The organism is Pseudomonas fjordensis, from assembly GCF_976987115.1.
The window spans coordinates 53597-78750 of the sequence record NZ_OZ336860.1; the positions used below are offsets into that span (position 1 = coordinate 53597).

Annotated in this window: 26 protein-coding genes; 15 read left to right on the forward strand and 11 right to left on the reverse strand. The window is 60.9% G+C overall.

Going from position 1 to position 25154, the window contains the following annotated elements; genetic code table 11:
• From ACWHXD_RS00260 to ACWHXD_RS00275, 4 genes are all read left to right on the forward strand, one after another.
• Entirely contained in the window at positions 1–1299 is a 1299-nt protein-coding gene (locus ACWHXD_RS00260; protein ID WP_138762511.1) for a cytochrome c, read from the forward strand.
• Positions 1300–1381: 82 nt separating this feature from the next.
• Positions 1382–2440 (forward strand): PA0069 family radical SAM protein, encoded by a 1059-nt coding sequence (locus tag ACWHXD_RS00265; RefSeq protein WP_032894331.1) that lies wholly within the window; start codon positions 1382–1384, stop codon positions 2438–2440.
• Between the two features lie 228 nt (positions 2441–2668).
• Positions 2669–3400, forward strand: a complete 732-nt coding sequence (locus tag ACWHXD_RS00270) for a carbonic anhydrase (RefSeq protein WP_003187331.1) — start codon at positions 2669–2671, stop codon at positions 3398–3400.
• Between the two features lie 85 nt (positions 3401–3485).
• Positions 3486–5027, forward strand: coding sequence for a SulP family inorganic anion transporter (locus tag ACWHXD_RS00275; protein WP_032894330.1), 1542 nt, complete (start codon positions 3486–3488; stop codon positions 5025–5027).
• A gap of 156 nt (positions 5028–5183) precedes the next feature.
• Here ACWHXD_RS00275 and ACWHXD_RS00280 read toward each other — a convergent pair whose 3' ends face one another.
• The gene (locus tag ACWHXD_RS00280; protein ID WP_138762510.1) at positions 5184–5831 is read right to left on the reverse strand and encodes a hypothetical protein; all 648 of its coding nucleotides are present in this window, start codon (positions 5829–5831) and stop codon (positions 5184–5186) included.
• A gap of 369 nt (positions 5832–6200) precedes the next feature.
• On the opposite strand from ACWHXD_RS00280, the gene coxB reads away from it, so the two are divergent.
• From coxB to ACWHXD_RS00300, 4 genes are all read left to right on the forward strand, one after another.
• Positions 6201–7328, forward strand: a complete 1128-nt coding sequence (gene coxB / locus ACWHXD_RS00285) for a cytochrome c oxidase subunit II (protein WP_032894328.1) — start codon at positions 6201–6203, stop codon at positions 7326–7328.
• 58 nt (positions 7329–7386) lie between these two features.
• Positions 7387–8970 (forward strand): cytochrome c oxidase subunit I, encoded by a 1584-nt coding sequence (gene ctaD, locus ACWHXD_RS00290; RefSeq protein WP_003187339.1) that lies wholly within the window; start codon positions 7387–7389, stop codon positions 8968–8970.
• 135 nt (positions 8971–9105) lie between these two features.
• On the forward strand, positions 9106–9657 hold the full coding sequence (locus ACWHXD_RS00295) for a cytochrome c oxidase assembly protein (protein ID WP_003187340.1): 552 nt from the start codon (positions 9106–9108) through the stop codon (positions 9655–9657).
• A 35-nt stretch (positions 9658–9692) separates the two neighbouring features.
• Positions 9693–10580, forward strand: coding sequence for a cytochrome c oxidase subunit 3 (locus ACWHXD_RS00300; protein ID WP_003187344.1), 888 nt, complete (start codon positions 9693–9695; stop codon positions 10578–10580).
• 6 nt (positions 10581–10586) lie between these two features.
• On the opposite strand, the gene ACWHXD_RS00305 is transcribed toward ACWHXD_RS00300, so the two are convergent.
• Positions 10587–10790 (reverse strand): twin transmembrane helix small protein, encoded by a 204-nt coding sequence (locus tag ACWHXD_RS00305; protein ID WP_003187345.1) that lies wholly within the window; start codon positions 10788–10790, stop codon positions 10587–10589.
• A gap of 32 nt (positions 10791–10822) precedes the next feature.
• Here ACWHXD_RS00305 and ACWHXD_RS00310 point away from each other — a divergent pair, with 32 nt between their 5' ends.
• From ACWHXD_RS00310 to ACWHXD_RS00330, 5 genes are read left to right on the forward strand one after another with little or no spacing between them, the layout of a single operon-like run.
• Positions 10823–11587, forward strand: coding sequence for an SURF1 family protein (locus tag ACWHXD_RS00310; RefSeq protein WP_138762509.1), 765 nt, complete (start codon positions 10823–10825; stop codon positions 11585–11587).
• Positions 11553–12137, forward strand: coding sequence for a PA_0111/PP_0108 family redox-active disulfide protein (locus tag ACWHXD_RS00315; RefSeq protein ID WP_044270269.1), 585 nt, complete (start codon positions 11553–11555; stop codon positions 12135–12137). Before ACWHXD_RS00310 ends, ACWHXD_RS00315 begins: the two co-directional genes overlap by 35 nt.
• Positions 12138–12147: 10 nt before the next feature.
• Positions 12148–13227 carry a COX15/CtaA family protein gene (locus ACWHXD_RS00320; protein ID WP_138762508.1) on the forward strand — a complete coding sequence of 360 codons (1080 nt, stop codon included), beginning with the start codon at positions 12148–12150 and terminating at the stop codon, positions 13225–13227.
• The gene (gene cyoE, locus ACWHXD_RS00325; RefSeq protein WP_138762507.1) at positions 13215–14114 is read left to right on the forward strand and encodes a heme o synthase; all 900 of its coding nucleotides are present in this window, start codon (positions 13215–13217) and stop codon (positions 14112–14114) included. Before ACWHXD_RS00320 ends, cyoE begins: the two co-directional genes overlap by 13 nt.
• On the forward strand, positions 14111–14746 hold the full coding sequence (locus tag ACWHXD_RS00330) for an SCO family protein (RefSeq protein ID WP_138762506.1): 636 nt from the start codon (positions 14111–14113) through the stop codon (positions 14744–14746). Before cyoE ends, ACWHXD_RS00330 begins: the two co-directional genes overlap by 4 nt.
• A 131-nt stretch (positions 14747–14877) precedes the next feature.
• Here the strand turns inward: ACWHXD_RS00330 and ACWHXD_RS00335 are convergent, their stop codons facing one another.
• The 3 genes from ACWHXD_RS00335 to ACWHXD_RS00345 are packed head-to-tail and all read right to left on the reverse strand — an operon-like array spanning position 14878 to position 17381.
• Positions 14878–15648 carry a MetQ/NlpA family ABC transporter substrate-binding protein gene (locus ACWHXD_RS00335; protein ID WP_138762505.1) on the reverse strand — a complete coding sequence of 257 codons (771 nt, stop codon included), beginning with the start codon at positions 15646–15648 and terminating at the stop codon, positions 14878–14880.
• 51 nt (positions 15649–15699) lie between these two features.
• Positions 15700–16374: a methionine ABC transporter permease gene (locus tag ACWHXD_RS00340; RefSeq protein WP_003187354.1), complete on the reverse strand. Its 675-nt coding sequence runs from the start codon at positions 16372–16374 to the stop codon at positions 15700–15702.
• Complete coding sequence (locus tag ACWHXD_RS00345; RefSeq protein ID WP_034129230.1) at positions 16374–17381, reverse strand: methionine ABC transporter ATP-binding protein; 1008 nt, start codon at positions 17379–17381, stop codon at positions 16374–16376. Before ACWHXD_RS00345 ends, ACWHXD_RS00340 begins: the two co-directional genes overlap by 1 nt.
• A 265-nt stretch (positions 17382–17646) precedes the next feature.
• On the opposite strand from ACWHXD_RS00345, the gene katE reads away from it, so the two are divergent.
• Positions 17647–19788, forward strand: coding sequence for a catalase HPII (gene katE / locus ACWHXD_RS00350; protein ID WP_032894316.1), 2142 nt, complete (start codon positions 17647–17649; stop codon positions 19786–19788).
• Between the two features lie 86 nt (positions 19789–19874).
• Here the strand turns inward: katE and ACWHXD_RS00355 are convergent, their stop codons facing one another.
• The 4 genes from ACWHXD_RS00355 to zur are packed head-to-tail and all read right to left on the reverse strand — an operon-like array spanning position 19875 to position 22665.
• Positions 19875–20594, reverse strand: coding sequence for a PA5502 family lipoprotein (locus tag ACWHXD_RS00355; RefSeq protein WP_014716334.1), 720 nt, complete (start codon positions 20592–20594; stop codon positions 19875–19877).
• Positions 20595–20631: 37 nt separating this feature from the next.
• Complete coding sequence (znuB, locus tag ACWHXD_RS00360; RefSeq protein WP_003187359.1) at positions 20632–21420, reverse strand: zinc ABC transporter permease subunit ZnuB; 789 nt, start codon at positions 21418–21420, stop codon at positions 20632–20634.
• Positions 21413–22183: a zinc ABC transporter ATP-binding protein ZnuC gene (gene znuC / locus ACWHXD_RS00365; protein ID WP_003187361.1), complete on the reverse strand. Its 771-nt coding sequence runs from the start codon at positions 22181–22183 to the stop codon at positions 21413–21415. Before znuC ends, znuB begins: the two co-directional genes overlap by 8 nt.
• Positions 22183–22665 carry a zinc uptake transcriptional repressor Zur gene (gene zur, locus ACWHXD_RS00370; protein WP_003187362.1) on the reverse strand — a complete coding sequence of 161 codons (483 nt, stop codon included), beginning with the start codon at positions 22663–22665 and terminating at the stop codon, positions 22183–22185. Before zur ends, znuC begins: the two co-directional genes overlap by 1 nt.
• A gap of 58 nt (positions 22666–22723) precedes the next feature.
• On the opposite strand from zur, the gene ACWHXD_RS00375 reads away from it, so the two are divergent.
• Positions 22724–23653: a zinc ABC transporter substrate-binding protein ZnuA gene (locus ACWHXD_RS00375; protein WP_047712807.1), complete on the forward strand. Its 930-nt coding sequence runs from the start codon at positions 22724–22726 to the stop codon at positions 23651–23653.
• Positions 23654–23783: 130 nt separating this feature from the next.
• On the opposite strand, the gene ACWHXD_RS00380 is transcribed toward ACWHXD_RS00375, so the two are convergent.
• Both ACWHXD_RS00380 and ACWHXD_RS00385 read right to left on the reverse strand, forming a co-directional pair.
• Positions 23784–24737 (reverse strand): homoserine kinase, encoded by a 954-nt coding sequence (locus ACWHXD_RS00380; protein WP_138762504.1) that lies wholly within the window; start codon positions 24735–24737, stop codon positions 23784–23786.
• A gap of 56 nt (positions 24738–24793) precedes the next feature.
• Positions 24794–25084 (reverse strand): DUF2782 domain-containing protein, encoded by a 291-nt coding sequence (locus ACWHXD_RS00385; protein ID WP_003187366.1) that lies wholly within the window; start codon positions 25082–25084, stop codon positions 24794–24796.
• Positions 25085–25154 lie beyond the last annotated feature (70 nt).

Here is a 25154-nt window from a genome sequence, read left to right on the forward strand (position 1 = left end):
ATGAAAGCACTCGTTATCGCCTCCCTGGCGCTGTTCAGCAGCTGCTCGATCAGCGCCGCCGAAACTGATTTGATCAAGCAGGGCGAGTACCTGGCGCGTGCCGGTGACTGCGTCGCCTGCCATACCGCCAAGGGTGGCAAGCCCTTCGCTGGTGGCCTGCCGATGGAAACCCCGATTGGCGTGATCTATTCCACCAACATCACCCCGGACAAGACCGGCCTGGGCGACTACAGCTTCGAGGATTTCGACAAGGCCGTGCGCCATGGCGTCGCCAAGAACGGTAGTACGCTTTACCCGGCGATGCCCTACCCGTCTTACGCGCGCGTCAGCGACAGCGATATGCAAGCGTTGTATGCGTACTTCATGAAGGGGGTCGAACCGGTCGCCCAAGAAAACAAGGACAGCGATATTCCCTGGCCCCTGAGCATGCGTTGGCCGCTGGCGGCCTGGCGCTGGATGTTTGCCCCGGCGGTCGAGGCGCATCAGCCGCAAGCCGCCGCCGACCCGGTGATCGATCGCGGTGCCTACCTGGTGGAAGGTCTCGGACATTGCGGCGCTTGCCATACGCCGCGCGCCCTGACCATGCAGGAAAAAGCCCTGAGTGCTACGGACGGCAGCGACTTCCTGTCTGGCAGTGCGCCGTTGGAAGGCTGGATTGCCAAAAGCCTGCGCGGCGACCACAAGGACGGCCTCGGCAGCTGGAGCGAGGAGCAACTGGTGCAGTTCCTCAAGACCGGTCGCAGCGACCGCAGTGCGGTGTTCGGCGGCATGAGTGATGTGGTGGTGCACAGCATGCAGTACATGTCCCAAGAGGATCTGACCGCTATCGCCCGTTACCTCAAGAGCCTGCCGGCGGTGGATCCCAAGGACCAGCCGCACCAGTACGACAAGCAGGTAGCGCAAGCGCTGTGGAAGGGCGATGACAGCAAGCCGGGTGCGTCGGTGTATATCGACAACTGCGCGGCCTGCCACCGTACCGACGGCCATGGCTATACGCGCGTGTTCCCGGCGCTGGCGGGCAACCCGGTGTTGCAGACGGCAGATGCCACGTCGTTGATCAACATTGTGTTGAACGGCGGCACCTTGCCGGCCACCCATGCGGCGCCGTCCACCTTCACCATGCCAGCGTTCGCCTGGCGTCTGTCGGACCAGGAAGTGGCGGATGTGGTGAGTTTTATCCGTGGCAGCTGGGGCAACCAGGGCACGCCGGTCAAGGCGAGCGATGTGGCGGATCTGCGCAAAAACGATCTGCACACCACCTCGGGCGATGATCTGGGGCAGGTGACGCAAAAGCACTGATAAGTTCGCTGGCCGCCCAACGGCACTGGTCAGAAACCTCGCGCCTCGATACTGTATATAAAAACAGTATCGAGGCGTTTTCATGTCTACTGCGCTGCCGCCCCGTGGCCGGGGTACGGCCACCAACCTGCACAATCGCTTTGCACCCACCGTCAGCGTGGCCGAGGACGACGGCTGGTACCAGGAAGTGCCGCCGACCCAAGGCACCGAAGTGCGTATCGAAACGGCCAAGACCATCATCACCCGCAACAACTCCCCGGACTTGCCGTTTGATCGGTCCATCAACCCGTATCGCGGTTGCGAGCATGGTTGCATCTACTGCTATGCGCGGCCCAGCCATGCCTATTGGGACATGTCGCCCGGGCTGGACTTTGAAACCAAATTGATTGCCAAGAGCAACGCGGCCGATGTGCTGGAACAGCAGCTGTCCAAGCCGGGCTACGTGTGCGCGCCGATCAACCTGGGCTCCAATACCGATCCGTACCAGCCGATCGAGCGTGAATACCGGATTACCCGGCAAACCCTTGAAGTACTGCTGCGCTACCGCCACCCGGTGACCATCATCACCAAGGGCTCGCTGATCCTGCGCGACCTCGACCTGTTGACCGAGTTGGCCCGCCAGCGCCTGGTGGCAGTGATGATCAGCCTCACCAGCCTGGACGATGAGCTCAAGCGCATCCTGGAACCGCGCACGGCAGCGCCCAAGGCGCGGCTGCGGGCGATTCGGGTGATGCGCGACGCGGGCATTCCGGTGGGCGTGCTGTGCTCGCCGATGATCCCGATGATCAACGACAGTGAACTGGAGAGCCTGCTTACCGAAGCTCACGCGGCCGGCGCACAAAGCGCGGCGTATATGATGCTGCGCCTGCCGTTGGAGGTGGCGCCGTTGTTCGAGGAGTGGCTGGCGGCCCATTACCCGCAGCGTGCGGCCCATGTGATGAGTCTGGTGCGCCAGGTACGCGGGGGGCAGGTGTATGACAGCCGGTTTGGCGTGCGCATGCGCGGTGAGGGGCCGTTTGCCGATTTGCTGGCGCAGCGTTTCACCAAGGCAATCAAACGCCTTGGGCTGAACCGGCGGGAAGGGTTCAATCTCGATTGCACAGCGTTTTGCCCACCGGGCAGGCAGATGGCTTTGTTGTAGACTGATGGGGAAACGTGCACCTTTGCTGTAGGAATAGTCGCGTTTTGACATCACTGAAACCCGCGTTCTAGAGCGGTTCATTCAGTTTGAGTTAAGTTTCGGCGGTTACCTTGTTCAGCGAGTGACTGATGAGTCGGCGGCTTGGCCGGTGTGTGTTTTACAACTATTTCACCGCCATGGCGTCGAACTGACCTGAACCCTCCCCTGCATTGATCAAGAGGATGAATCATGAGTGACAAGGATAAACAGCCGTTGGCTGCGTCGGCTTCAGCCCCTCAGGTGGCGGAATCCGCCGATGCAGCGCTGCAGCATATCGTTGACGGCTTTTTGCATTTCCATCACGACGTCTTCCCCCAGCAGGAAGAACTCTTCAAGAAACTCGCCACTGCCCAGAGCCCACGGGCAATGTTCATCACCTGCGCCGACTCGCGCATCGTGCCCGAGCTGATCACCCAAAGCTCCCCAGGCGACCTGTTCGTGACCCGTAACGTCGGTAACGTGGTGCCGCCCTACGGCCAGATGAACGGCGGCGTTTCCACGGCTATCGAATACGCGGTGCTCGCCCTTGGCGTACAGCACATCATCGTGTGCGGGCATTCGGACTGCGGCGCCATGCGTGCCGTGCTCAACCCCGACAGCCTGGAAAAGATGCCGACGGTCAAGGCCTGGCTGCGTCACGCCGAGGTCGCCAAGACCATGGTCCATGACAACTGCGACTGCGCCAACGAAGGCGAGAGCATGGCGGTGCTGACCGAAGAAAACGTCATCGCCCAGCTGCAACACTTGCGCACCCACCCTTCCGTGGCTTCGCGCATGGCCAATGGTCATTTGTTTATCCATGGTTGGATCTACAACATCGAGACCAGCGAAATACGGGCCTACGATGCGGACAAAGCGGCGTTCCGACCGCTGAACGGCACCGAGCCGATCCCTTCAGCGACGCCTAAAGCGCGCTTCTAAAACACTTCCCTGCCGGGTAATGCGGTGGCTGCCATGGATGCAGCCAGGCTTTACCGCGCCCGGCGAATGCCTCGGGAGAGTCATCATGCGTGCTGCTCAATTGAAAGCTGTATTGCCACGGGAGCTGCTCGCCTCGGTGGTTGTTTTTCTGGTCGCCTTGCCACTGTGCATGGGCATCGCGATTGCGTCCGGCATGCCGCCGGCCAAGGGCCTGATCACTGGCATCATCGGTGGCCTGGTGGTGGGCTGGCTGGCCGGTTCGCCGCTGCAGGTCAGCGGCCCGGCGGCAGGTCTGGCGGTGTTGGTGTTCGAACTGGTGCGCCAGCACGGCATGCTGATGCTGGGGCCGATCCTGTTGCTGGCCGGCTTCCTGCAACTGGTAGCTGGGCGTTTGCGCCTGGGCTGCTGGTTTCGCGTTACCGCCCCGGCGGTGGTCTACGGCATGTTGGCCGGGATTGGCGTGTTGATTGTGTTGTCGCAGATCCATGTGATGCTCGACGGCGCGCCCAAGCCGTCAGGGCTGGATAACCTGGCAGGCTTCCCGGCAGCGCTGGCTGAAGCGATTCCGACCTTCGGCGGCGGGCTCGGCTGGCAGGCTGGCGTACTCGGCTTGTCGACGATGTTGGTGATGTACCTGTGGGACAAATTCCGCCCGCAACCACTACGGTTTGTGCCCGGTGCGCTGCTTGGCGTGGGCCTGGCGACCGTCGCCAGCCTGGTGCTGGCGCTGCAGGTCAAGCGCGTGGAAGTCCCGGAAAACCTGGCGGACGCTATCGACTGGCTGCGCCCCAGCGACCTGCTGAACCTGGCGGATCCACAGCTGCTGATCGCGGCGTTCGCCGTGGCGTTTATTGCCAGTGCCGAAACCCTGCTGTCTGCCGCAGCGGTAGACCGCATGCACAGTGGTCAACGTTCCGATTTCGACAAGGAATTGTCGGCCCAAGGGGTGGGCAACATGCTTTGCGGCCTGGTGGGTGCATTGCCAATGACCGGTGTGATCGTACGCAGCTCGGCTAACGTCCAGGCCGGTGCTACCACGCGTCTGTCGGCGATGTTCCATGGCCTGTGGCTGCTGGGCTTCGTACTGTTGCTGTCGAGCGTGCTGCAAAGCATTCCGGTCGCGAGCCTGGCGGGTGTGCTGGTGTACACCGGCATCAAGCTGGTGGACGTCAAGGCGTTCAAGGCGCTGGGCCGCTATGGGCGGATGCCGATGTTCACCTATGCGGCCACCGCGCTGGCAATCATCTTCACCGATTTGCTGACCGGCGTGCTGGTGGGCTTCGGGCTCACATTGCTCAAGTTGGCCTTCAAGGCTTCGCGCCTGAAAGTCAGCCTGATCGACCTGCCCCAGGAAGGTGAGATGGAGCTGCGTTTGACGGGGGCGGCGACCTTTCTGAAGGTGCCGGCGTTGACTCAGGTGTTGTCGGCTGTGCCTGCGGGAACCACCTTGCATGTGCCGCTGAGCAACTTGAGTTACATCGACCACTCTTGCCTGGAGTTGCTGGAAGAATGGGGCCGGGCCAATGCGGCCAAGGGCTCGACGTTGGTGATCGAGGCGCGTGGGTTGAAGCGTCGGTTGGAAGGTCGGGTGAGAACGACAGTGGGGATCGGCTCAGCGCCTGCCTGAACAGCACAACACCCGGTTCTTTGTAGGAGCGAGCTTGCTCGCGAAAAACCCTAACGATAACGCGTGCTTGCTGAGTAAACGCGGCGTCTGTGAGTTTTTCGCGAGCAAGCTCGCTCCTACAAAAAGCGTGTCCAGCTCCCCTGTTGGAGCTGTGATTTATGCTGGCTGATCCAGTGTCAGCTCAACCCCGAGCTGGCGCGACAGGCATGGCCAGCGCTTCCAGGACGCTTCGGTCTGCGGGCTCTTGAGCTGTTCGCGATAGGCCTCGACCGACTCCAGCGCAAAGCTTTCCTCGTTAAGCATCTCATCCACCGCCAGGTGCACGGCCTCATCCAATTGGTTGGCGAAGTCTTCACCGATCAGTCGATGGGCGATCACGTTGGCCACGGTGGTATCCGCTGGAATCAGCGGCTGGCCGAAATGCTTGATGTACAGATCGTTCACTTCTTCGACCAGGCGATGCGCCAGGTAGGCCTCATCCAGCAGGCCATCAAGGCCGTCGTGGCCGGCCAGGATCGCGGGCGGCTGCAGGAAGAAATGTTCAGCGATTTTCAGTACCGGCTTGATCTGGCTTTCAATCCCGGCCTCACGGGCCACGTCATTGGCGGCGTCGAGCAAATCAGGAACCAGGTCGATGTAGGCAGTCACAAAGCGCGTCATGACGATGTTGCGATCGCCCTCAGCCAGAGAAATGGCCGAGTGCAGGTGCGGCAATTGTTGTTCCAGCTGAATGGCAAGCTGGCCGGTGGTGGCTTCGTGTTGATGGGCACGGGAAATCTGCTCGCGCAATGCGGCGGTGTTCATGAGGGCTCCAGTGAAGCAGGCGTAGGAAAAGGGAAAAGACAAGGTAGTTCGTTTATACGAGCGCCTAAGACGCATTTGTCATAATTATTTCATGGTTATAGGCAGGGGTTATATCGAAATGCCATCGTTCGTCGGATAAACGATTCCGCCGCCCATTTTACGGGCTCCGTCTGTCTGTTTCTATTCATTTGCCCCCACACATTGCGGGGTTGCTACGGCTGTCTATACTCGATTTTGTACGCAATTAGCTGATGACGCCCAACTGCATGACGCAGGCAAGGCTTGGCGGTTGTAAGCAGTATGGAAGCCGCTCCCTTCGCCGCAGGTGCAAACCGGCGGGATAACAAGAAACATAAAGGGGAACCCGCAATGACGCGACATCCACACGTTTGGATGGGCCTCCTGTTGTGGTCGGTATTCGGCCAGGCGCACGCCGCCTGGACTACGAATATGGCGCCAGGGGCTACTGAAGTCAGCCACGCTGTGTTTGACCTGCACATGACCATTTTCTGGATCTGTGTGGTGATCGGCATCGTCGTGTTTGGCGCGATGTTCTGGTCGATGATCCTGCACCGCCGATCCACGGGCCAGGTAGCGGCCAAGTTCCACGAAAGCACCACCGTGGAAATCCTCTGGACGGTGGTGCCCTTGCTGATTCTGGTGGCCATGGCCATTCCGGCCACCAAGACCCTGATCAACATCTACGACAGCAGTGAATCGGATATCGATATCCAGGTCACCGGCTATCAGTGGAAGTGGCACTACAAATACCTGGGTCAGGATGTGGAGTTCTTCAGCAACCTGGCCACGCCCGCCGAGCAGATCCATAACCAGGCCACCAAGGGCGAACACTACCTGTTGGAAGTCGACCAGCCGCTGGTATTGCCGGTGGGCGCCAAGGTGCGCTTTCTGGTGACCGCCGCCGATGTGATCCACTCCTGGTGGGTGCCGGCCTTTGCGGTCAAGCGCGACGCCATCCCCGGCTTCGTCAACGAGGCCTGGACCCGCGTCGAGAAGCCCGGCATCTACCGTGGCCAGTGCGCCGAACTGTGTGGCAAGGACCATGGCTTCATGCCCATCGTGGTTGAGGTCAAGTCCAAGGCTGACTACGACACCTGGCTGGGCGAGCGCAAGGAGGAGGCGGCCAAGCTCAAGGAACTGACCTCCAAGGAGTGGACGCTGGACGAGCTGGTGGCCCGTGGCGACAAGGTCTATCACACCACCTGCGTGGCCTGTCACCAGGCTGAGGGCCAAGGCCTGCCACCGATGTTCCCAGCGCTCAAGGGCTCGAAAATCGCCACCGGGCCGGCCAAAGACCATCTGAGCATCGTGTATCACGGCAAGCCCGGCACCGCGATGGCAGCCTTCGGCAAGCAGCTCTCTGAAGTGGATATCGCCGCCGTGGTGACCTATGAGCGTAACGCCTGGGGCAATAACAAAGGCGACATGGTCACGCCCAAAGACGTGCTGGCTCTGAAACAGGCGGAAAGCAAATGACGACTTTCATTGCCAATGCCCTGAATCGCCCCGCTCACTCGCTTGCAGGAGAACGGCCATGAGCACTGTGATCGACCATGGTCATGCCGACCATGCCCACGGCCCCGCCAAAGGCTTGATGCGCTGGGTGCTGACCACCAACCACAAAGACATCGGCACCATGTACCTGTGGTTTGCCTTCACCATGTTCCTGCTCGGCGGCTCGTTCGCCATGGTGATCCGCGCCGAGTTGTTTCAGCCAGGCCTGCAGATCGTGCAACCGGCGTTCTTCAACCAGATGACCACCATGCACGGCCTGATCATGGTGTTCGGCGCGGTGATGCCGGCGTTTGTCGGCCTGGCCAACTGGATGATCCCACTGATGATCGGCGCGCCGGACATGGCCCTGCCGCGCATGAACAACTTCAGTTTCTGGCTGCTGCCGGCCGCGTTTCTGCTGCTGGTGTCTACCTTGTTCACACCCGGCGGTGGGCCGAATTTCGGTTGGACCTTCTATGCCCCGCTCTCCACCACCTATGCGCCGGAAAGCGTGACGTTCTTTATCTTTGCCATTCACCTGATGGGCATCAGTTCGATCATGGGTGCAATCAACGTGGTCGCCACCATCCTCAACCTGCGCGCGCCGGGCATGACCCTGATGAAAATGCCGCTGTTCGTGTGGACCTGGCTGATCACCGCGTTCCTGCTGATCGCGGTGATGCCGGTACTGGCGGGTTGCGTGACCATGATGCTGATGGACATCCACTTTGGCACCAGCTTCTTCAGTGCGGCCGGTGGTGGTGATCCGGTGCTGTTCCAGCATGTGTTCTGGTTCTTCGGGCATCCCGAGGTGTACATCATGATCCTGCCGGCCTTTGGCGCCGTCAGCTCGATCATCCCGACCTTCTCGCGCAAGCCGCTGTTCGGTTACACCTCGATGGTCTACGCCACTGCGAGCATCGCGTTCCTGTCGTTCATCGTGTGGGCGCACCACATGTTCGTGGTGGGTATTCCGCTGGTGGGTGAGCTGTTCTTCATGTACGCCACCCTGCTGATCGCCGTGCCCACCGGGGTGAAGGTGTTCAATTGGGTCAGCACCATGTGGCAAGGCTCACTGACGTTCGAGACGCCGATGTTGTTTGCGGTGGCCTTTGTGATCCTGTTCACCATTGGCGGTTTTTCCGGGCTGATGCTGGCGATTGCCCCGGCGGACTTCCAGTACCACGACACCTACTTCGTGGTGGCGCATTTCCATTACGTACTGGTGCCCGGCGCGATCTTCGGGATCTTCGCCTCGGCCTACTACTGGCTGCCGAAATGGACCGGCCACATGTACGACGAAACCTTGGGCAAGCTGCACTTCTGGTTGTCTTTCGTGGGCATGAACATGGCGTTCTTCCCCATGCACTTCGTAGGGCTGGCCGGTATGCCGCGGCGGGTGCCGGACTACAACCTGCAGTTCGCTGACTTCAACATGGTCTCGTCCATCGGTGCCTTCATGTTCGGCGCCACGCAGATCTTCTTCCTGTTCATTGTCATCAAGTGCATCCGTGGCGGCCCGCCTGCGCCGGCCAAACCGTGGGATGGCGCCGAGGGCCTGGAATGGAGCGTGCCCTCGCCGGCGCCGTATCACACGTTTACAACGCCGCCGGAGGTCAAATGAAGCTCTCCCTATACACCCCCTGTGGGAGCGGGCTTGCCCGCGATGGCGATATGTCAGGCGCTGAATCTGCCAGCCCTCAGGCCCTCATCGCAGGCAAGCCAGCTCCCACAGAAAGTCCAAGGCAAGGTGTTCGCTATGGCTGACTCCGTACCGCTCAAGCGCCTGGTCACCCGCCTGCTGATTTTGGTGTTGGCGATGTTCGCCTTCGGCTTCGCCCTGGTGCCGATCTATGACGTGATGTGCAAGGCATTCGGCATCAACGGCAAGACCGCCGGGCAGTACGAAGGTGAGCAAATGGTCGACCCCTCGCGCCAGGTGCGGGTGCAGTTCCTGTCCACCAACGCCATCGACATGGTCTGGGAATTTCATTCCAAGGCCGACGAGATTGTGGTCAACCCCGGAGCAGTCAACGAGATGCTGTTCGTGGCCTACAACCCCACCGATAAGCCGATGACCGCCCAGGCGATACCCAGTATTTCCCCGGCCGAAGCCGCGATGTACTTCCACAAGACCGAATGCTTTTGCTTCACCCAGCAAGTGTTGCAGCCCGGTGAGCGCATTGAGATGCCCGTACGTTTCATCGTCGACCGCGCGATGCCCAAGGATGTGAAGCATTTGACCCTGGCGTACACGCTGTTCGATATCACTGCGCGCCAGCCGCCCGTGGCCGTCAGGACCGGGGGCTAGCTACTGTTTGCCCCCTCAATCAGGAGAGCGAATACATGTCGACTCATGATACGTACTACGTACCAGCGCAAAGCAAATGGCCAATAATTGCCACGATTGGCCTGCTGGTCACCGTGTATGGCCTGGCCGTGTGGTTCAACGACTTGAAGGCCGCGCGCCCTGAATCCCACGGGCCGTGGATCTTTTTCGTGGGCGGCCTGTTGCTGGCCTACATGCTGTTTGGCTGGTTTGGCGCGGTGATCAAGGAAAGTCGCGCCGGGCTGTACAGTGCGCAGATGGACCGCTCGTTCCGCTGGGGCATGACCTGGTTCATCTTTTCGGAGGTGATGTTCTTCATCGCCTTTTTTGGTGCGCTGTTCTACGTGCGCGTCTGGGCCGGGCCTTGGTTGGCGGGCGAAGGGCCCAAAGGTATTGCCCACATGCTGTGGCCGAACTTTGAGTTTGCCTGGCCCCTGCTGAACAACCCCGACCCCAAGCTCTATCCAGCGCCCAAAGGCACCATCAGCCCCTGGGGCCTGCCATTGGTCAACACCATCCTGCTGGTGAGTTCCAGCGTGACCATCACCATTGCCCACCATGCCCTGCGCAAAGGCCATCGTGGTGCACTGAAACTCTGGCTGGCGATCACCGTGCTGCTGGGCCTGGCGTTTCTTGGGTTCCAGGCTGAGGAATACATCCACGCCTACAAAGAGTTGGGCCTCACCCTGGGCTCAGGCGTGTACGGCGCGACGTTCTTCATGCTCACGGGCTTTCACGGCGCCCACGTGACCATCGGCACCATTATTTTGTTTGTGATGCTGATGCGCATCCTGCGCGGGCATTTCAATGCCGAGCACCAGTTCGGTTTCGAGGCGGCCAGTTGGTATTGGCACTTTGTGGACGTGGTGTGGATCGGGCTGTTTTTCTTCGTGTATGTGCTGTGACGCCGCTTACCACGGCGCATGAGAGACCAGTTGGCCGCTGAAAAAGCCCCAGGCGATCAAGCCTACGGTGATCACGGCCAGCGTGACACGCACGGTCAATGCAGTGACGAGACGGTTGGAGTTGCCCTCGTCCTTGACCAGGAAGAACAAGCCACTGAACAGGCTCACGACGGTCGCGATCAGCATCAGGGCAATGGCGGCTTTGAGCATGGTCTGGCTCCGGGCTTATTGAAGGAGGGGCGATGAGATCGAGTATAGCCAGTGCCCTGCAACGCTTTCGTCCGGGTATCGCGCCGACGCTAGTGGTGCTCGTGTTGCTGCCATTGATGGTGGGCCTGGGGTTCTGGCAACTGGCCCGTGGGCACGAAAAGCAACTGCTGGTAGACCGTTATGCGGAGCGCCGCGCAGCCGAGCCGGTCAGCAGTGCGCAGCTCAATGACATGGCTGATCCGGCTTTCCGTCGCGTTCATCTTCGCGGGCAACTGGATAGTGAGCACAGCGTCTTGCTGGATAACCGCATGCGTGACGGCAAGGCCGGTGTCGAGTTGCTGCAACCCTTCCATGACCAGGCCAGCGGCCAATGGCTGTTGCTCAATCGCGGCTGGCTGCCCTGGCCGGACCGGCGTATCGCGCCCGCCTTTACTACCCCTGAACAGACGCTGAACCTCGACGCCTGGGTGTACGTGGCCCCCGGCGAGACCTTCCAGCTGCACGCCGACCCGGCCAGCACGCAGTGGCCGCGCCTGCTTACCGCACTGCACCCCGCCGCGCTGTGGGACGAACTGGGGCGCAGCGGTTTTGCCTATGAACTGCGCGCCGAAGCGGGCCCCGGTACCTACGAAACCCACTGGCCCATCGTCGCCATGGGCCCGGAAAAACACCTGGCCTACGCCGTGCAATGGTTCGCCATGGCCGTGGCGTTGCTGGCGCTTTACCTCTACCTCGGATGGCATAACAAAAAGGAGAAGCCCCATGGGAGCGGCCATGAATCCACCCAGCACATCTGACACGCCTGATCGGCGCAAGGGTCGCTGGCAGCTGATTTTGATCCTGATGATGGTGATCGGCCCGATGGCGCTGGCCACCTTTATGTACAAATTGCAGTTCTGGGTGCCGGACAGCCGCAGCTACCACGGCGAACTGATCGGCAACGGCCAGACCCGCGCCGACATCGGTGTGCAGGCCGATGAACAGCGCTGGCAACTGCTGGTCACCGCCCCCACCGCCTGCGCTGCCGATTGCCAGCAACTGGTGTACCTGGCGCGTCAGCTGCAGATCAGCCTTGGCCGTGATGCTTCCCGTGCCAGCCATGCCCTGGCCGGCGCGCAACCTTTGAGCCGCGAATACGAGGCCAAGCTCAAAGCCGAATATCCACAACTGCAACGCTACCCGCTGGATGTGTCGACCTTTGCCAGGAACGCTGCCGCACCCGGCGATGCGCAACTGTGGATCGTCGACCCTCACGGCAATCTGGTGCTGCGCTATGACGCCAAGGTCAAGGGCAAGGACTTGCTCAACGACCTGCGCCTGCTGCTGAAACTGTCGAACATCGGATAAGGGCACCGTCATGGCCAAGCCTGGATTTCGCCTCGCGCTGTTTGCCACCTTGCTGGCGTTGTTTGTCGTACTGCTCGGCGCCTATACCCGCCTGACCCACGCCGGCCTCGGCTGCCCGGACTGGCCGGGTTGCTATGGCTTTATCAGCGTGCCGCAAAGCGAAGCCCAACTGGCCCATGCCGAGTTGCACTTTCCTGATACGCCGGTGGAGGCCGACAAAGGCTGGGCCGAGATGACCCATCGCTACTTCGCGGGCAGCCTGGGCCTGATGATCGCGCTGCTGGCGGCGCGTTCGTGGCGTCATCGGCGTGATCCGGGCCAGCCAGTGAAGCTGCCGCTGTTCCTGCTGGCGGTGGTATTCGCCCAGGCGGCGTTTGGCATGTGGACCGTGACCTTGAAGCTCTGGCCGCAAGTGGTCACGGGGCATCTTTTGGGCGGCTTTGCGACCTTGAGCCTGCTGTTTCTGCTGACGCTGCGGCTGTCTGGTGTACTGCCGGCGTTGGTTGTGCCCAAGCGCCTGCAATATTGGGCAACGGCGGGCCTGGTGCTGGTGATCGGGCAGATCGCCCTGGGCGGCTGGGTCAGTTCCAACTACGCAGCGGTGGCCTGTGTCGATTTGCCTACCTGCCATGGTCAGTGGTGGCCGACGGCGGACTTTGCCAATGGCTTTCACCTGACCCAGCACATCGGCCCCAATTACCTGGGCGGGCAGCTCGACAGCGAGGCGCGCACTGCTATCCACCTGACGCATCGCATCGGCGCCGTGCTGGTCACGCTGGTGTTGCTCGGCTTGGCCTGGCAACTGCGGGCAGTGGGGATGACGCGCCTGGCCGGCCTGTTGTTGATCGCCCTGGCCGCGCAGATCTGCCTGGGGCTGAGCAATGTGGCGTTCGGCCTGCCGCTGCCGGTGGCGGTCGCGCATAACGCCGGCGGGGCGGCGTTGTTGATGACGCTGGTGCTGGTCAATTACCACGCGCGCACCAGCCTGGTTCGGGTGCGTCACCCGCGTCTGTTCGGCTGGCGTTTTATCCTGCGCAAACAGGGGGCGGGCTTGATGACTCTTAAAGGAGAACTGCCATGGCGACCGTGATCGGCGCACGTCGCGACCGGGCGATCTGGCGTGACTATCTGGAGCTGACCAAGCCCAAAGTCGTGGTGCTGATGCTGATCACCTCGCTGGTGGGCATGTTCCTCGCCACCCGCGCCGGGGTGCCCTGGACCGTGCTGGTGTTCGGCAACCTTGGCATTGCCCTGTGTGCCGGCGGCGCGGCGGCGGTGAACCATGTGGTCGATCGACGGATTGATGCCGTGATGGCGCGCACTCACAAACGACCGATGGCTGAGGGGCGTGTCTCGCCGATGGCGGCGTTAGCGTTTGCGTTGTTCCTGGCGATTGCAGGGTTGGCCCTGCTGCTGGCGTTCACCAACCCGCTGGCGGCCTGGCTGACCTTGGCTTCGCTGCTGGGTTATGCGGTGATCTACACCGGCTTTCTCAAGCGAGCCACGCCGCAGAATATCGTCATCGGCGGTCTGGCCGGTGCGGCGCCGCCGCTGCTGGGCTGGGTGGCTGTCACCGGGCATGTGAGTGCCGAACCCTTGCTGCTGGTGCTGATCATCTTCGCCTGGACCCCGCCACACTTCTGGGCCCTGGCTATTCACCGCAAAGAGGAATACGCCAAGGCCGACATCCCGATGCTGCCGGTCACCCATGGCGAGCACTACACCAAGGTGCATATCCTGCTGTACACCTTCGCCCTGCTGGCGGTGAGCCTGATGCCCTACGTTATCCACATGAGCGGGCTGCTCTATCTGGGCTGTGCGCTGGTATTGGGTGCGCGCTTTCTGCAATGGGCCTGGGTGTTGTACCGTGGCAGCCAGCCGCACGCGGCGATCAACACGTTTAAGTACTCTATCTGGTACTTGCTGTTGCTGTTTATCGTCCTGCTCGTAGACCACTACTTATTGTTGAACCTATGACTCGAACTCAAAAAACCGTCTTCATCCTCGTGGCCCTGGTGGCGTTGATCATGGGCCTGACCGTCAACAAAGTGCTCTCGGGCAAAGGCCAGGGCGATCCCACTGCGCTGATCGACGCGGGCATCATTCTGCTGCCACAAAGCCGTCAGTTGCCGGCGGTGACGATGACCGGCCAGGAAGGCCAGCCGGTGCTGGTCAATGAGTTGAAGGGCAAATGGAGCCTGCTGTTTTTTGGCTACACCTTCTGCCCGGATATCTGCCCGACCACCCTCGCCCAGCTTCGCCAGATCAAGAGCGAACTGCCCAAAGAGGCTGTGGATAAGTTGCAGGTGATCCTGGTCAGCGTCGATCCGCACCGCGATACCCCGGCGCAGCTAAAGCAGTACCTGGGTTACTTCGACCCACAGTTCCAAGGCCTGACGGGCGCGAACGTAGAGGATGTGCAGAAGGTTTCGAATGCGGTGAGCATTCCCTTCATTCCGGCAGATACCAGCAAGCCGAACTACACCGTCGACCACAGCGGCAACCTGGCACTGATCGGCCCGGATGGTACCCAGCGTGGGTTTATTCGTGCGCCGTTGAACAACCAGAAGCTGGTGGCGCAGTTGCCGGGGTTGCTGCAGCGCAAATAGCAGCCACATAAAGCCGATTTTGTAGGAGCGAGCTTGCTCGCGAAGAGCTCACAGGCGCCGCGTTTATTCAAGCAGCGCGCGTTATCGTTGACGTTTTCGCGAGCAAGCTCGCTCCTACAGATCGGGTTGGGTCAAAACGCCGGCTTGATCGCGCCTTTGTACTTCTCTTCGATGAACTTCTTCACTTCAGGCGTGTGCAGGGCTGCAACCAGCTTCTTCACCGCGTCTGCATCTTTGTTGTCTTCGCGGGTTACCAGGATGTTCACGTAAGGCGAATCGCTGCCTTCGATCACCAGGGCATCCTTGGACGGGTCCAGCTTGGCTTCCAGGGCGTAGTTGGTGTTGATCAGCGCCAGGTCGACCTGGGTCAGCACGCGCGGCAGGGTGGCGGCTTCCAGTTCGCGGAACTTGAGTTTTTTATCGTTGCCGGTGATGTCCTTGATGGTCGACAGGATGTTGGTCGGGTCCTTCAGGGTGATCAGGCCGTTCTTGGCCAGCAGCAACAGCGCACGGCCGCCGTTGGTGGCGTCGTTCGGGATCACCACATTGGCGCCGTCAGGCAGGTCGGCCAGTTTTTTGTACTTGCCGGAGTAAGCGCCCAGCGGTTCCAGGTGCACGGCGCCGACGCTCACCAGGTGAGTGCCTTTGGCCTTGTTGAATTCATCCAGGTACGGCTGGTGCTGGAAGAAGTTGGCATCCAGGCGCTTTTCAGCCACCTGTACGTTCGGCTGCACATAGTCGGTGAAGACTTTGACCTTCAGGTCCACGCCTTCTTTGGCCAGGGCAGGCTTCACGAATTCGAGGATTTCGGCGTGAGGCACCGGCGAAGCAGCGACCGTAATGGTCTCGGCGTGGGCGGAAAACGCAGCCACGGCGGCGAAAGCAACCAGTAGTTTTTTCATCCAGCAAGCTCCTTGTTCGGGCATCTGCCGGCTGTGTGCCGGCAATGGCCGTTATTTACGAGAAAAGTGCACCACCAGCCGGTCGCCGACGGTTTGCAGAATTTGCACCAGAATCAACAGCATCACTACGGTGACCACCATCACATCGGTCTGGAAGCGCTGGTAGCCAAAACGGATTGCCAGGTCGCCCAGGCCGCCAGCACCGACCACACCAGCCATTGCGGTGTAGGAAACCAGTGTAATCGCCGTCACCGTAATCGCCGCGAAGATGCCAGGGCGGGCTTCGGGCAACAGCGCATTGGTGATGATCTGGCGGGTGGTAGCGCCCATGGCCTGGGTGGCTTCGATGATGCCACGGTCCACTTCACGCAGAGCGGTTTCCACCAGGCGCGCAAAGAATGGCGTGGCGCCGACGACCAGCGGTGGGATCGCGCCGGCCACGCCCAGCGACGTGCCGGTGATCAGTACCGTGAACGGAATCATCACGATCAGCAGGATGATGAATGGCAGCGAGCGCAGGATGTTCACGATCAGCGACAGCAGCGCGTACAGGCCTTTTTGTTCGAACAGCTGGCGCGGGCTGGTCAGGAACAACAGCACGCCCAGGGGCAGGCCCAGCAGCACGGTGAAGAACAGCGAGCCGAACAGCATGGTCATGGTGTCGCCGGTGGCGAGCCAGATTTCAGACCAGTCGATATTGGCGAAGAAACTCAGGAAAACGTCCATCAGCGCAGGACCTCCATGTGAACGTCGGCGGCGGTGAAGCGTGCAAACGCGGCTTCCATGTCACCGCCGGTGACGGCGAGGGTCAGTTGCCCGTAAGGGATGTCTTTGATGCGGTCGATACGACCGGCAAGGATGCTGTAGTCCACCCCGGTTTCCCGGGCGACGGTACCCAGCAATGGCGCGTAGGTCGCGTCCCCTTGGAACGTCAGGCGCACGATACGGCCTGGCACATGGGCAAAGTCGTCGCGCTGCTCGCCTTCGTCCACCTGTTCGGCTTCTTGTACGAAGCGTTTGGTGGTCGGGTGCTTGGGGTGCAGGAACACGTCGGCCACCGAGCCTTGCTCGACGATCACCCCGGCGTCCATCACGGCGACCTGGTCGCATACGCGGCGGATCACGTCCATTTCATGGGTGATCAACACGATAGTCAGGTTCAGCTCGCGGTTGATCTCGGCCAGCAGTTGCAGGACCGACGCCGTGGTTTGCGGGTCGAGGGCGCTGGTGGCTTCGTCGCACAGCAGGATTTTTGGCTTGGTCGCCAGGGCGCGGGCAATGCCGACGCGCTGTTTCTGGCCGCCGGACAACTGCGCCGGGTACTTCTTGGCGTGGTCCGACAGGCCGACGCGGGCGAGCAGTTCAGCCACACGTTGGTCGATTTCCTTGCGCGACAGTTCGCCGGCCAGGGTCAGCGGCAGCGCGACGTTGTCGGCGACGGTCTTGGACGCCAGCAAGTTGAAGTGCTGGAAGATCATGCCGACCTGCTGGCGAAAGCGCCGCAGGCCGTTGGCGTCCAGGGCGGTGACTTCTTCGCCATCCACCTTGATCTGGCCGCCACTGGGCTCTTCCAGGCGGTTGATCAGGCGCAGCAGGGTGCTTTTACCGGCACCCGAGTGGCCAATCAGGCCAAACACCTGGCCGTTCTCGACGCGCAGGCTGGTGGGGTGCAGGGCGGGAATATCCTTACCGGCGACGCGGTAGGTTTTGTGGACGTTTTGAAACTCGATCACGTAGCGAACCTTGTGGGGCGCATTGAAAAGGGATCAGCGGTTAGCCGGGCGCGCATTTTAGCCTGTCCGTATAGCGTTTCTTAGCATTTATTTCGTATTCATCCAGTCATTTGGCAATAACGCGATCAAAGGTCATAAAAAAGGAACGGTGCAAAACCGAGTCAGTCACTACTTAAGCAACTCGATTTCCCAGGTGCCGTGCCTGGGGTTTTGCTCAAACGAGCCGGGGACCGCTCTGGCCACTTTGAATAAGGAGTTTTGACTGATGAGTACCAAGAAGCCAGCCACCCCGCCCAAGAGTGAACTTGCGGGTACCGATACCCTGGACCGTGGCAACACCAACGCCAAACTGCAGGCGTTGGAAGAATTCCGTTCCGATGCGACCGGCCAGGCCCTGCGCACTAATCAGGGCGTGAAGATTTCCGATAACCAGAACAGCCTCAAAGTCGGCGCGCGCGGCCCGTCGCTGCTGGAAGACTTCATCATGCGTGAAAAGATCACGCACTTCGACCATGAGCGCATTCCGGAGCGCATCGTGCATGCACGGGGTACGGGCGCCCATGGCTATTTCCAGAGTTACGGCGACCATTCGGCGCTGACCAAGGCAGGTTTCCTGCGCACGGCTGAGCATAAAACCCCAGTATTCGCGCGTTTTTCCACGGTGCAGGGCCCGCGTGGTTCCGGCGACACCGTGCGTGACGTGCGCGGTTTTGCCGTGAAGTTCTTCACCGACGAAGGCAACTTCGACCTGGTGGGCAACAACATGCCGGTGTTTTTCATCCAGGATGCGATCAAATTTCCAGACTTCGTCCACGCGGTGAAACCCGAGCCTCATAACGAGATCCCTACCGGCGGTTCGGCCCACGATACCTTCTGGGACTTTGTCTCGCTGCAACCGGAATCCGCGCACATGGTCATCTGGGCCATGTCCGACCGCGCCATTCCAAAAAGCCTGCGCGCCATGCAGGGCTTTGGGGTGCATACCTTCCGGTTGATCAATACCGAAGGTAAGTCCAGCTTCGTGAAATTCCACTGGCGTCCGAAAGTCGGCACTTGCTCGTTGGTATGGGATGAGGCGCAAAAGCTGGCCGGTAAAGATACTGACTACCACCGTCGTGACCTGTGGGAAGCGATTGAAAGCGGCGATTACCCCGAGTGGGAGTTGGGCGTGCAGATCGTGGCCGAAGAAGACGAGCATAAGTTCGATTTCGACTTGCTCGACCCGACCAAGATCATTCCCGAAGAGCTGGTACCGATCACGCCGCTGGGCAAAATGGTGCTCAACCGTAACCCGGACAACTTTTTCGCTGAAGTCGAGCAGGTTGCGTTCTGCCCGGGTCACATCGTGCCGGGCATCGACTTCACCAACGACCCGTTGCTGCAGGGCCGTCTGTTTTCCTACACCGATACCCAGATCAGCCGACTGGGCGGGCCGAACTTTCATGAGATTCCAATCAACCGGCCTGTCGTGCCGTTCCATAACGGCCAGCGCGACGCTCAGCATCGTACGGTGATCGATAAAGGCCGTGCGTCCTACGAACCAAACTCCATTGATGGTGGCTGGCCGAAGGAAACCCCTGCTGGTCCTACCGATGGTGGCTTTGAGTCCTACTACGAGCGCGTCGATGCCAACAAAGTACGTGAGCGCAGCGAATCCTTCGGTGACCATTTCTCCCAGGCCACGCTGTTCTACAACAGCATGAGCCACCACGAGAAAGAGCACATTATCGCGGCCTACAGCTTTGAGCTGGGTAAGGTGGAGCGCGAGTTCATCCGTGCGCGCCAGGTCAACGAGATCCTGGCCAATATCGATCTGGAGCTGGCCAAGCGCGTTGCGCAGAACCTGGGCTTGCCAGCGCCAACCAAGGGCACGGTGCCTGCCCGTGAAACCTCGTTGAAAGAGTCGCCAGCCTTGAGCCAGGTGAACTTGCTATCGGGCGATATTAAAACGCGCAAAGTGGCGATTCTGGCAGCCAACGGCGTTGATGGTGCGGCCATTGACGCGCTAAAAGCAGCGTTGGAAGCAGAAGGCGCTCATGCCAAGTTGTTGGGGCCTACTTCGGCGCCTGTGACCACTGCGCAGGGCAAGACGCTGCCGGTCGACGCCTCGATGGAAGGCATGCCGTCCATTGCCTTCGACGCAGTGTTTATCCCAGGCGGCAAGGAGTCCGTGAAGGCGCTGAGCGGTGATGGTGTGGCGTTGCATTACGTACTGGAAGCCTACAAACACCTGAAGGCGATTGCGGTAGCCAGTGATGTGAAACCCTTGCTGGATCTGCTGAAACTGGAGGCGGATGCAGGGTTGATCGTGGGCGCGGATGCCAAGGCGTTCAAGGCATTCTTTGCGGCGATTGCCCAGCATCGAGTGTGGGAGCGTGAGCCGAAATCCAAGGCGATTCCGGCTTAACTTATCGGTTGTTTGTTAGGTCGTCATCGCAGGCAAGCCAGCTCCCACACCGTTCAAAGGTGGGCGCTGGCTTGCCTGCGATGCTTTTAGTCCGCCTTGCGCGGAATCAGCACAACCTGCGCCGGAATATGTTTCAGGATTTGCCGGTGAATCTTCAGGTCATACCCCGAATCAATCCGCTTGACCCGCTTGGTCAGTAACGTGGCCAGCCACGGGTAATCCTGGGTGCGTGGCACTTGGATGCTGACGTCGCACTGGTAATTCACCACATCGGTGGCGATTGCATCCAGCTGATGGCGCATATCTTCGACATCCGCCAGGTTCAGCGCCACGGTGGTGCTGGGCGCTGCGGGGTCGATAACCTTGGCGGCGGGCTTGGCTTCAGCGGCTTTCAACGCGGCTTCTGCCTGGTCCAATTCGGCTTTGCGCGCATGGCTGATGGCGCTGTTGACGCCACCCGTCAGCGCAGGGGCCTTGGGCATCAAGGCGCGGGCACGGCTCAGGGCCGTGGCGGCCGCGTTGACATCGCCCTTTTGCAGCACGATCTGGCTGCGCTGCAAGTAGGCTTCGGCCAATTGACGCTGGTAGGCCTCAAGTGCCGGGTCGTTGGGCGATTGGGCCTGCAGGGCGGCCAACTGGTCTTCGGCGGTGGCCAATTCGCTGCTGGCCAGGTTTTGTTCCAGCTGCGCGATGGCCGCAGCCCGCGGATCCGGAGCCTGGGGGGCAGCGGGCGGCGTACTTTGGCAGGCGCCCAGCAGCAGTGAAAATGCGGCAAGGAGCAGATAACGGGAGGTGAACGGCTTCATTCCTGCGACTCTCTATTTGCGCAAAAAGCGAGCAAGTCTACACCCCTCGACGGGGCAGGACAAAACTCAGCAGAAACAGGGCGGCCGCCGTAACCACAATCGACGGCCCGGCCGGTGTGTCCTTGAACCAGGACAGCGCCAGGCCACCACACACTGCAAGCATCCCCAGGAGGCTGGCGCCAATCGCCATCTGCTCCGGAGAGCGAGCGTGACGTTGGGCGGCGGCGGCTGGAATGATCAGCAGCGACGTGATCAACAATACGCCGACAATCTTCATCGCGACAGCAATCACCACGGCGATGAGCAACATCAGCGCCATACGCAGGCCTGCGACGGGCAAGCCCTCTACCTTGGCCAGTTCTTCATGCACGGTGATCGCCAGCAACGGGCGCCACAGGGTCACCAGCAACACCAGCACCGCAGCGCTGCCGCCCAGGATCCAGGCCAAGTCCGTCGGGCTGATCGCCAACAGGTCACCAAACAGGTAGGCCATCAGGTCGATGCGCACTTCATGCATGAAGCTCAGCACCACCAGGCCCAGGGACAAAGTACTGGGCGCAAGGATGCCCAGCAGTGTGTCGGAAGCCAGTGGCTGGCGTTGCTGCAGGGTCACCAGCAGCACCGCCAGCAGCAGGCAGCCGACGGTCACGGCGATGGCCGGGCTTACATCCAGCAGAAAGCCCATGGCCACGCCCAGCAAGGCGGCATGGGACAAGGTGTCGCCGAAATAGGCCATGCGCCGCCAGACCACAAACGAGCCCAATGGGCCCGCCACCAGAGCCAAAGCCAAGCCTGCCAGCAGGGCGTAGAGCAGAAAATCAGCCATGCTTGCAGCTATCTCCATGAACGTGGGGGGTATCGACGACGGCGCCATGCAGGTCATGGGCGTGGTCGTGGTGGTGATGATAGATAGCCAGGCTCTGGGCGTTCTTGCCGAACAACTCCACGAACGCCGGGTCGCCACTGACCTGTTCCGGGTGGCCCGAGCAGCACACGTGGCGGTTGAGGCAGACCACTTGGTCGGTGGTGCTCATGACCAAGTGCAAGTCGTGGGAGACCATCAGCACGCCGCAACCATGGCGGTCGCGCAGGCGGGTGATCAGGCTGTACAGCTCGGCCTGGCCAGCGACATCGACACCTTGCACGGGCTCATCGAGTACCAGCAACTCGGGCTCGCGCAGCAAGGCGCGGGCCAGCAGCACGCGCTGCATTTCGCCGCCGGAGATGCTTTGCACCGGGTTGTCGATGACGTGTTCGGCGCCGACTTCCTTAAGCGCAGCCTGGGCGCGGGCGCGGTCTACGCCGGGCACCAGGCGCAGAAAGCGCAAGACGGAGAGCGGCAACGTCGGGTCTACATGCAGCTTTTGCGGCATATAACCCACGCGCAGCTTGGGCTTGCGCCAAACCGTGCCGCTGTGGGGCTTGAGCAGCCCGAGCACGGCGCGCACCAGGGTGGTCTTGCCAGCGCCGTTGGGGCCGATCAAGGTCACGATTTGCCCCGGCTCCACGCTCAGTGCGATGTTTTCCAGCACGTTTTGCCCGGCGAACGTGACCCCGACCTGCTCCAGGCGGATTAACGCATTGCTCATCAAACCCCCTGGCAGCCTGCGCACAGGCCGACCACTTCGACCGTTTGCCCCTCGACCTTGAAGCCAACGTCGGCAGCGCTTTTGACAATGGCGTCGCTGATGCTTTTTTGTTCAAGCTCAATGGCGGCGTGGCACTCGCGGCAGATCAGGAACTGACCTTGGTGCGCGTGCTCCGGGTGGTTGCAACCGACAAAGGCGTTGAGCGAGGCGATACGGTGCACCAGGCCGTTTTCCAGCAGGAAATCCAGTGCACGGTAAACGGTAGGCGGTGCGGCGCGGCGGCCGTCCTGCTCGCTGAGGACGCCGAGAATGTCGTACGCGCCCAAAGGCTTGTGGCTCTGCCACACCAGCTCCAGCACCCGGCGACGCAAGGCGGTCAGGCGCAAGCCTTTCTTTGCGCACAGGGTGTCGGCCTCTGACAATGCGGTGTGCACGCAGTGAGAGTGGTCGTGGGGACGGCTGGCAAGCGGTGTTTTAGGCATGAGCGGCGACAGATATTTGATAGAGACGTTATTATGTTACCCGTTCCTACGCCATCGAGTGGTCATCGTGTCCCGACTTTTTCCCGTTTTTGTCGTATTTGTCACCAGTTTGTTCGTTGCGGGTGCCGCTCAGGCCGAGGTCAAGGTGCTGACGAGCATCAAGCCGTTGCAGCTAATCGCGGCTGCCGTGCAGGACGGCGTGGCTGTTCCAGAGGTATTGCTGCCGCCGGGGGCGTCGCCACATAACTTTGCTTTGCGCCCATCCGACGTACGGCGCGTGCAGTCGGTCGACCTGCTGTACTGGATTGGGCCGGACATGGAAACGTTTTTGCCGCGTGTGCTTAAAGGCCGTACAGCGGCAACGGTGGCCGTGCAGGACCTGCCGGGCATGAAACTGCGCATTTTCGGCGAAGATAGCCATTCCCATGCCGATGAAGCCGACGAACATGACCACGATCACCGCCCAGGCAGTGTCGATGCGCACCTGTGGTTGTCGACCGTCAATGCGCGCGTGATCGCCGCACGGATGGCGGCCGACCTCAGCGCCGCCGACCCGGCCAACGCCGAGCGCTATCAGAGCAATGCAAAAGCCTTCGAAGAACGCCTGAACGCCCTGGATGCGCGCCTGAAGCAGCGTTTGGCGGGGGTTGATGGCAAGCCCTACTTCGTGTTCCACGAAGCCTTTGATTACTTCGAAGAGGCGTACGGCTTGAAGCATGCGGGCGTGTTCAGCGTGGCCGCCGAAGTGCAGCCGGGCGCTCAGCACGTAGCGGCGATGCGCGCGCGTTTGCAGGAAGTGGGCAAGACGTGCGTGTTCAGCGAGCCGCCGTTGCGACCTCGCTTGGCCGAAACCCTGGTGGCCGGGTTGCCGGTGAAGTTGGCGGAATTGGATGCGTTGGGTGGCTATACCCCGGCGACGGCCCAGGGTTATGAGCAGGTGCTGGAAAAACTCGGCAATGACCTCGCCGGTTGCCTGGAGTCGCTCTAACAGGCAACACAAAACCCCTGTGGGAGCGGGCTTGCTCGCGAATGCGTTGGATCAGTCAATGATGTACTAACTGACAGACCCCATTCGCGAGCAAGCCCGCTCCCACATTTTTTTGATCGAGTGGGGCTTTTTAGAGTGCGAACGGCAGGTGGACCGTGACCTGCTGACGCTGCGCCAAGCGATGCTCGAACTCAGCCGGGTCGTGAATCAATACATCCTGCCCGGCGAATGACTCGGCTGCGATCAGCCGGGACAGCCAGAACCGTACGCACGCCACCCGCAGCATGGTCGGCCATAGCTCGGCTTCCTTTGCGGTAAACCCCCGTAGCCCCGCGTAAGCGCCCAGCAGCGCCCGGGCACGGTGACCGTCAATCACGCCCTCGGCATCCGAGCACCAGTCATTCAAGGCGATGGCCACGTCGTAGAGCATCGGCCCTGAACAGGCATTGTAGAAGTCGATCAGGCCCGTCAGGTGCGTGCCTTCAAACATCGCGTTATCGCGAAACAGATCGGCGTGCACATTCGCCCGTGGCAGGCCGAGAATGTCGGCCTTGTGGGTGTCGATCTCGGCCAGCGCATCGCGCAGCAGGCGTTGCTGGGCCTCGTTGAGGTGCGAAATAAGCTGCGCGCCCTCGCTGAGCATCCAATCCAGGCCGCGGTCGGTCTTGCGTTCAAGTACCTTTTCGCCTTGGGTGGCCAGGTGCAGGTGGCCGAGCAGTTCGCCAACCTGGGCGCAGTGCTGCGCATTGGCCTCCTTGATGTGCTTGCCCGCCAGGCGCGGTTGCAGCAAGGCCGGTTTGCCCTTGAGTTCGCGCAAAGCGATGCCGTCGGTGGTACGCAGGGCGTACGGCACCGGCAGGTCGGCGTCGTGGAGCACGTCGAGCAGTTCGATGAAGAACGGCATTTCTGCCACCGGGCCACGCTCAACCAGGGTCAGGACGAACTCGCCCTGCTCCAGGCTGATAAAGAAATTGGTGTTTTCGCTGCCGGCGGCAATCCCCTGGAAATCAAGCAGGCGGCCGAGCCCGTAAGGGGCGAGAAAGGTTTCCAGCTCGGGCCGAGCCAGGGGGGTGAACACAGACATGGTTAAAACTGCCGTTACGGGCGCTGCGGTGGGCAGCGCCGGTTAAAATTAAGAAATCATTTCCATTCGAAGATCTTCCATGACGGGATCAGCATATCCGGCTGGTCAGAGCGGATGAAGTTCGCGTCGGTGCCGTCCGCACGTACCAGAAAGTACGGCGGTGCGCCTTTCGGGGTGACTTTGATTGCGTACAGGAAGCCGTTCTGGCGGTATTCCTGGATGGTTTTGTCGCCTTCCGTGCGAATGGTAACTTCCGGGTCTGCCGACGGGGCATCGTCTGCCGCCATGGCAGCCATCGGAGCGAGTGCAATCAAACCGGTCAACAGCAGGCGATTGAATGTACGCATGATAACCTTGTCCCTTTGTTTTCATTGGTCCGGCTATTCTAGCGCCTGACCCGCCGAAAAGGTTGATCCT

Coding starts and splice junctions, on each gene's coding strand:
- ctaD (WP_003187339.1), top strand. CDS start 7,387: ATGAGCACTGTGATCGACCATGGTCATGCCGACCATGCCCACGGCCCC.
- ACWHXD_RS00310 (WP_138762509.1), top strand. CDS start 10,823: ATGAGATCGAGTATAGCCAGTGCCCTGCAACGCTTTCGTCCGGGTATC.
- ACWHXD_RS00300 (WP_003187344.1), top strand. CDS start 9,693: ATGTCGACTCATGATACGTACTACGTACCAGCGCAAAGCAAATGGCCA.
- ACWHXD_RS00260 (WP_138762511.1), top strand. CDS start 1: ATGAAAGCACTCGTTATCGCCTCCCTGGCGCTGTTCAGCAGCTGCTCG.
- coxB (WP_032894328.1), top strand. CDS start 6,201: ATGACGCGACATCCACACGTTTGGATGGGCCTCCTGTTGTGGTCGGTA.
- ACWHXD_RS00295 (WP_003187340.1), top strand. CDS start 9,106: ATGGCTGACTCCGTACCGCTCAAGCGCCTGGTCACCCGCCTGCTGATT.
- ACWHXD_RS00355 (WP_014716334.1), bottom strand. CDS start 20,594: ATGAAGCCGTTCACCTCCCGTTATCTGCTCCTTGCCGCATTTTCACTG.
- katE (WP_032894316.1), top strand. CDS start 17,647: ATGAGTACCAAGAAGCCAGCCACCCCGCCCAAGAGTGAACTTGCGGGT.
- ACWHXD_RS00330 (WP_138762506.1), top strand. CDS start 14,111: ATGACTCGAACTCAAAAAACCGTCTTCATCCTCGTGGCCCTGGTGGCG.
- ACWHXD_RS00340 (WP_003187354.1), bottom strand. CDS start 16,374: ATGGACGTTTTCCTGAGTTTCTTCGCCAATATCGACTGGTCTGAAATC.
- ACWHXD_RS00265 (WP_032894331.1), top strand. CDS start 1,382: ATGTCTACTGCGCTGCCGCCCCGTGGCCGGGGTACGGCCACCAACCTG.
- ACWHXD_RS00270 (WP_003187331.1), top strand. CDS start 2,669: ATGAGTGACAAGGATAAACAGCCGTTGGCTGCGTCGGCTTCAGCCCCT.
- ACWHXD_RS00335 (WP_138762505.1), bottom strand. CDS start 15,648: ATGAAAAAACTACTGGTTGCTTTCGCCGCCGTGGCTGCGTTTTCCGCC.
- ACWHXD_RS00275 (WP_032894330.1), top strand. CDS start 3,486: ATGCGTGCTGCTCAATTGAAAGCTGTATTGCCACGGGAGCTGCTCGCC.
- znuB (WP_003187359.1), bottom strand. CDS start 21,420: ATGGCTGATTTTCTGCTCTACGCCCTGCTGGCAGGCTTGGCTTTGGCT.
- ACWHXD_RS00280 (WP_138762510.1), bottom strand. CDS start 5,831: ATGAACACCGCCGCATTGCGCGAGCAGATTTCCCGTGCCCATCAACAC.
- znuC (WP_003187361.1), bottom strand. CDS start 22,183: ATGAGCAATGCGTTAATCCGCCTGGAGCAGGTCGGGGTCACGTTCGCC.
- ACWHXD_RS00385 (WP_003187366.1), bottom strand. CDS start 25,084: ATGCGTACATTCAATCGCCTGCTGTTGACCGGTTTGATTGCACTCGCT.
- zur (WP_003187362.1), bottom strand. CDS start 22,665: ATGCCTAAAACACCGCTTGCCAGCCGTCCCCACGACCACTCTCACTGC.
- ACWHXD_RS00315 (WP_044270269.1), top strand. CDS start 11,553: ATGGGAGCGGCCATGAATCCACCCAGCACATCTGACACGCCTGATCGG.
- ACWHXD_RS00380 (WP_138762504.1), bottom strand. CDS start 24,737: ATGTCTGTGTTCACCCCCCTGGCTCGGCCCGAGCTGGAAACCTTTCTC.
- cyoE (WP_138762507.1), top strand. CDS start 13,215: ATGGCGACCGTGATCGGCGCACGTCGCGACCGGGCGATCTGGCGTGAC.
- ACWHXD_RS00320 (WP_138762508.1), top strand. CDS start 12,148: ATGGCCAAGCCTGGATTTCGCCTCGCGCTGTTTGCCACCTTGCTGGCG.
- ACWHXD_RS00305 (WP_003187345.1), bottom strand. CDS start 10,790: ATGCTCAAAGCCGCCATTGCCCTGATGCTGATCGCGACCGTCGTGAGC.